Consider the following 5,449-nt stretch of genomic DNA (forward strand, 5'->3'; position numbering starts at 1 on the left):
TGGAGCGACAATTGATGTAATTCGAGAATACATCCAAAACCAAGAAAGACCCGACTGAAAAGGCGTGCTATCCATCTCCATCTAAATCACAGATTATAGATGGAGAATTCCGCACATTTAGTTAAAACATAAGAGCTTTTGCCCTTTAGTTTACCCACTAAATTAGACACTGAATGTTTAGGGTGAACACTTACAAGCATGTGAATATGATCATCCTCGCCATTAAACTCAATGAGTTCACAATTCATTTGCAAGCAAGTTTCTTTCATAATCTCTTTTAAAGAAGTCAGTATTTCCATTGTTAATACATCTCTTCGGTATTTTGTAACAAATACTAGATGAACAATATTGTTAAAAATACATGATCTACCTGTTCTCCACTCGTACATATTAACCACACACTAGATTTACATTGATCTTATTTTGAGCAAAAATAAGCTTGTTCACTAGAGGTTTTTTAATTGCTATCAGGCATCAGATTAAGGGCATATCCAACTGAACATCAAAAACTAATTTTAAGTCAGTGGATGGGTTGTGCTCGTTTTATTTGGAATGCCAAATGTGATGAAGATAAATACTATCGTGGTTTTGCTCGCAAATTCACACCATACAATCACTATTATGAAACCCAAGATCAGAAATATTCTCACTTTAAATCGAATGAATTAAGCTCTTGGCTTGCAAACTGTCCTAGCACCATTCAAAAGAACTCAACCGTAAATTGGTTTAATACGCTCAAAAAATCCATTAAGGGTGTGTGTGGACGACCAAGACGCAAAAAAAAATCAGACAAAGGTTCTGTCCATTTAACATCTGATTTATTTGAGTTTCGAGTAGAAAACAATAAGCGTAAATTATTTATTGGCGGTAAGAAATTCAATATCGGAGCTTTAAATTTTAAAGCTCATGCTGAGTTTAAAGAGCCAAAATCCATCCACATTAGCAAAGAACGAGGTCAATATTTCATTGGCTTCTGTTATAAAGATGATGTGGAAGTTGCAGAATTTGACGGTAAAAAATTCAACGCTGATAAATACTCAGAAAAGCACCTCAAACGCTTACGTGACATGAATGAGGAACACCTACAAAAGGTGGTTGTTGGTATAGATCGTGGTGTCACCATCCCTGTTCATGCAGGACATGAGCAATTCGATTTCAGTAAAGAACAAAAGAAACATTTAAGTAAAGCAGATCGTTATATTAAACGATTGCAAAAAAGACTTGCTCGACAAGTAAAAGGCTCAAATCGTAGAGCCATGATTAAACATCGACTTGCTGTGCATCATGCAAAAAAAGCCAATATCCGTAAGGATTTCGCTCATAAAACAAGTCGAAGTTTGGTTAATGGATTTGGTCAGGTATTTATTTTTGAGAAACTAAATACCAAACAGATGACCAAAAAGCCTAACCCCAAGAAAGATGAGTTCGGACGTTTTGTTCCAAATAAGGCTAAAGCTAAAGCAGGGTTAAACAAAGCTATTCTTAATGTTGGATGGCACAGAATTTCAGAATTCTTAACGTATAAATCAGTCAAATTAGGTAAGGCTGTATTTACAATTCATGCTTCTTACACAAGTCAGGAGTGCGCTTCATGCGGTCACACTCACCACGACAATCGCAAAAGCCAAGACAGGTTTAATTGCGTGAGTTGTGGACATGCTGATAATGCAGATCACAATGCATCAATTGTTATTAAGAACAGAGCAATTAAATTAGTTTTAGACTGTGGAACACAGTTGGATGGTAATTATTTATCATCTAGTGGGCGTAGAGGTGTTCGTAAGACGACTAGAGGTGTCAAAACTTCTTTTCGCAGTACCGTAGAAGCGTCAAAAGAGATGTGTGCAACTTAGGTTGCACTACAAAAACTCGGTTGCTTTAGCTCCGAGTAGTTCATTTAAGCATTAAGTGATCAGGCTTTTTCGTTATAATAGATCCCAATTTACATTCTGATTAAAAGCTGATTATGACTGTTCGTACTCGTATCGCACCTTCTCCTACTGGTTTCCCGCATGTTGGGACTGCTTATATTGCATTGTTTAACTTATGTTTTGCGAAGCAACATAGCGGTGAATTTATTCTTCGTATTGAAGATACAGACCAACTGCGCTCTACCCCAGAATCTGAAAAAATGATTTTAGATTCATTGCGTTGGTTAGGTTTGAACTGGTCAGAAGGTCCAGATGTGGGTGGCCCTCATGCGCCATATCGCCAATCTGAACGTATGGACATTTATAAACAATATGCTTTGGAACTGGTTGAAAAAGGTCATGCATTCTACTGCTTCGCAACAGCAGAAGAACTCGATCAAATGCGTGCGGAACAACAAGCGCGTGGTGAATCACCGCGTTATGACGGTCGTGGCTTAAAACACACTGCAGAAGAAGTGGCACAGCGTTTGGCTGCTGGTGAACCGCATGTCATTCGTATGAAAGTGCCTGAAGAAGGGATTTGTAAATTTAACGACTTACTACGTGGTGAAGTCGAAATTCCTTGGGCGCAAGTCGACATGCAAATTCTACTGAAAACCGATGGTTTACCGACGTATCACTTGGCAAACGTGGTTGATGACCATTTAATGGAAATCACTCACGTGATTCGTGGTGAAGAATGGATTCCCTCTGCGCCTAAACACCAATTATTGTACAAATATTTTGGTTGGGACATGCCGGTGCTTTGCCACATGCCGCTGTTACGTAACCCAGATAAATCAAAACTGTCTAAACGTAAAAACCCAACGTCAATTAACTACTACAAAGACATCGGCGTTTTACCTGAAGCATTATTGAACTATTTAGGCCGTATGGGCTGGTCAATGCCAGATGAAAGTGAAAAATTCACTTTGGCTGAAATGATTGAACACTTTGACATTCAACGTGTATCACTAGGCGGTCCAATCTTTGATGTTGAAAAGTTGAACTGGTTAAATGGTCAATGGATTAAAGGTTTAACACCGGGTCAATTGCTCAACACCCTACTTGCTTGGAAATCAGATCGTAATACCTTGGAAGAAATTGCTGCTGCGATTCAACCACGTATTAATTTATTGTCTGAAGCAGTGAATTGGGCAGGTTTTTATTTCAACCAATTCCCAACACTCAGCAAAGAACAGTTTGAAAGCAAAAAATTGACTGAAGAACAAGTTCGTCAAAGCCTTCAATTTGCCATTTGGCGTCTAGAAAGCATGTTCACTTGGAACAATGACACCGTCAGCCAAACGCTTATGGATTTGGCGAACCAAATGGACATTAAACTTCGTGACTTCATGCCAACCTTCTTTATTGCTATTGCTGGTTCGACATCTTCGACACCGGTTATGCAATCGATGGTAACCATTGGTCCTGATTTAACCTTTGCTCGCTTACGTCATGCGCTTGAAATTGTGGGTGGACCGAGCAAAAAAGAAACAAAAGCATGGGAAAAACTCAATGAAAGCCTAAAACTGCCGAAAAATGATGCAGTTGATGAAGCTTAATTGATTTTTTAGTTGACGGATGGGCGTTATCCCCCTAATATAGCGCCCATACCGAGAGATGGTGTCAACCAACTCTAAGTTGCCTCAAATTGTCCCTATCGTCTAGAGGCCTAGGACATCGCCCTTTCACGGCGGTAACCGGGGTTCGAATCCCCGTAGGGACGCCATATTCAAGGTGATACAAATCATCTTATAAAAAACCCAAGCATTATGACTTGGGTTTTTTATTGCCTAAATTTTATCTAATATAAATTTACGGTATTTTTGCTTTCTGCGTCATTCTGATTAAAATAAACCATAGATTAAAATTATGGAGTTGCAATGCAATACCGTTGCCCTAAATGTCAAAGCCCTAAAATTATGCCTCTTGCGCAAGCAGGCCAGCCTGTTGCTCGTCCTGTCGTGCCTAAAAGCCTGATTATCCTCATCCCTGCGGTATTTATTCTTTTACTGTTGGTGATTATCAGCATCGCAATGTGGATTTTTGGCGACGGTGCAGGCACTACATTACAAACTGCGACTGTTGTTGTATTTATTGCTTGCTTGATTGCAGGCTTCATGTTCTACCGCGACCTGCCAGATTTTAAAATTTCAATGCAAGGTTTTATGCAATCACAGAAAAAATGGAAATGCCGCGAATGTAATCATGAGTGGGAAATCTAAACAGGCCATTTAAATCACATTAGCATTAGTGCTGATGTGATTCATCATGAGAATGCGCGTGATCATCTTGATGATGCTCATGTGCATGATCAGACTTTTGAGTGTGTTGGTGTACTACACATTCATCTTCTTCGATTTGCAATGTCATCTCCGTGATTCCATGTTCATGTTGCAACATTTCAATCGCCTCAAAATACAAGGCATTACGATCGGCTTCAGGTGCAAAGAGATGAACCGTCAAATGCACATTCTTTGACGTAATTGCCCAGACCTTTAACTGGTGAATACTCTCCACCCCTTTGAGTGCCAATAAATCATTGCGTAATTTTTCTATGTCGATTTCTTCAGGCACACCTTCCAATAAAATATTGATACTTTGTTTGAGTAAAATCCAAGTCCTTGGTAAGACCCAAAAGCCAATGAGCACCGCAATAAGCGTATCGACCCACATCCAGCCGGTAAAATAAATAATCGCTGCGCCAATAATCACACCGACCGAACCTAAGGCATCACTTAACACCTCTAGATACGCCCCTTTCACATTCAAGCTTTCTTGTGAACTGGAAAATAAAATACGCATCGAGATTAAGTTAATGATTAGACCGATGACGGCCACAATCATCATGCCCATACTTTGAATTTCCGGCGGCGTTGAAAAGCGCTGATAGGCCTCATACAAAATATAAATCGCAACCACAAATAGCATCAAGGCATTAAACAAGGCTGCCAAAATTTCAAAACGCTGATAGCCAAAGGTACGTTTGTTATCAGCAGGAAGCTTGCCAATTTTGATCGCGACCAATGCTATGGCAAGGGCTGCAGCATCGGTGAACATATGTGCCGCATCTGACAATAGCGCCAAACTTTGCGTCATAAATCCAGCAATGACTTCAATAATCAAAAACGTCGTGGTCAGTGCTAAGGCAAAACTTAATTTTTTGACATTCCCTTCTGTGACAACGGCATGGCTGTGGTCATGCCCATGATGCTCACTCATTATTTTCTGACCTTATAAATTATATGTTCTTCAGTCTTGAGCTTAACAGGTGCAGTAAACGTAATAAAATTACATCATTCAACCTTCAGTATTACGTTTTACCTTCAAACTTTAAAACTGCTTTTTCAGCATCTACTTTCAATTTATTCAAATTAATTTTTCGCGATCTAGATGACTGAAATTACTTTTGACATCCTCACCCCCTTAAAAGAGGGTGATTCCTACAGCTAGACGCTTATGCCCAAGCGCAAGAATGTTTAGAGCTGAGTTTATATCTCGATCATGAACTGTACCACAGCTCATGCACTCCCATT

General features: G+C 39.5%; 5 protein-coding genes, 1 tRNA gene and 1 pseudogene. 4 read left to right on the top strand and 3 right to left on the bottom strand.

The window, feature by feature from the left end:
• Window positions 1-116: 116 nt before the first annotated feature.
• Window positions 117-389, bottom strand: a pseudogene (gene tnpA, locus FTT98_RS17145) (IS200/IS605 family transposase); the annotation flags it as partial.
• Window positions 390-461: 72 nt separating this feature from the next.
• Here tnpA and FTT98_RS17150 point away from each other — a divergent pair.
• The 4 genes from FTT98_RS17150 (at window position 462) to FTT98_RS17165 (ending at window position 4,138) form a co-directional block, all read left to right on the top strand.
• The gene (locus tag FTT98_RS17150; protein WP_180177598.1) at window positions 462-1,853 is read left to right on the top strand and encodes an RNA-guided endonuclease TnpB family protein; all 1,392 of its coding nucleotides are present in this window, start codon (window positions 462-464) and stop codon (window positions 1,851-1,853) included.
• A 113-nt stretch (window positions 1,854-1,966) separates the two neighbouring features.
• Window positions 1,967-3,475, top strand: a complete 1,509-nt coding sequence (gene gltX / locus FTT98_RS17155) for a glutamate--tRNA ligase (RefSeq protein WP_180177599.1) — start codon at window positions 1,967-1,969, stop codon at window positions 3,473-3,475.
• 91 nt (window positions 3,476-3,566) lie between these two features.
• A tRNA-Glu gene (locus FTT98_RS17160) sits at window positions 3,567-3,642 on the top strand.
• A 154-nt stretch (window positions 3,643-3,796) separates the two neighbouring features.
• Entirely contained in the window at window positions 3,797-4,138 is a 342-nt protein-coding gene (locus FTT98_RS17165; RefSeq protein ID WP_078189395.1) for a hypothetical protein, read from the top strand.
• Window positions 4,139-4,163: 25 nt separating this feature from the next.
• Here the strand turns inward: FTT98_RS17165 and FTT98_RS17170 are convergent, their stop codons facing one another.
• Together FTT98_RS17170 and FTT98_RS17175 are read right to left on the bottom strand one after the other, a co-directional pair.
• A complete protein-coding gene (locus FTT98_RS17170; RefSeq protein ID WP_180012416.1) occupies window positions 4,164-5,135 on the bottom strand; it encodes a cation diffusion facilitator family transporter in 972 nt (323 codons plus the stop codon).
• Between the two features lie 204 nt (window positions 5,136-5,339).
• The coding region (locus FTT98_RS17175) for a zinc ribbon domain-containing protein (RefSeq protein WP_180177600.1) at window positions 5,340-5,449 on the bottom strand (110 nt) is incomplete at its 5' end.

The organism is Acinetobacter sp. YH12039 (genome assembly GCF_013420015.1).
GTDB lineage: Bacteria > Pseudomonadota > Gammaproteobacteria > Pseudomonadales > Moraxellaceae > Acinetobacter > Acinetobacter amyesii.

Coding starts and splice junctions, on each gene's coding strand:
- gltX (WP_180177599.1), top strand. CDS start 1,967: ATGACTGTTCGTACTCGTATCGCACCTTCTCCTACTGGTTTCCCGCAT.
- FTT98_RS17165 (WP_078189395.1), top strand. CDS start 3,797: ATGCAATACCGTTGCCCTAAATGTCAAAGCCCTAAAATTATGCCTCTT.
- FTT98_RS17170 (WP_180012416.1), bottom strand. CDS start 5,135: ATGAGTGAGCATCATGGGCATGACCACAGCCATGCCGTTGTCACAGAA.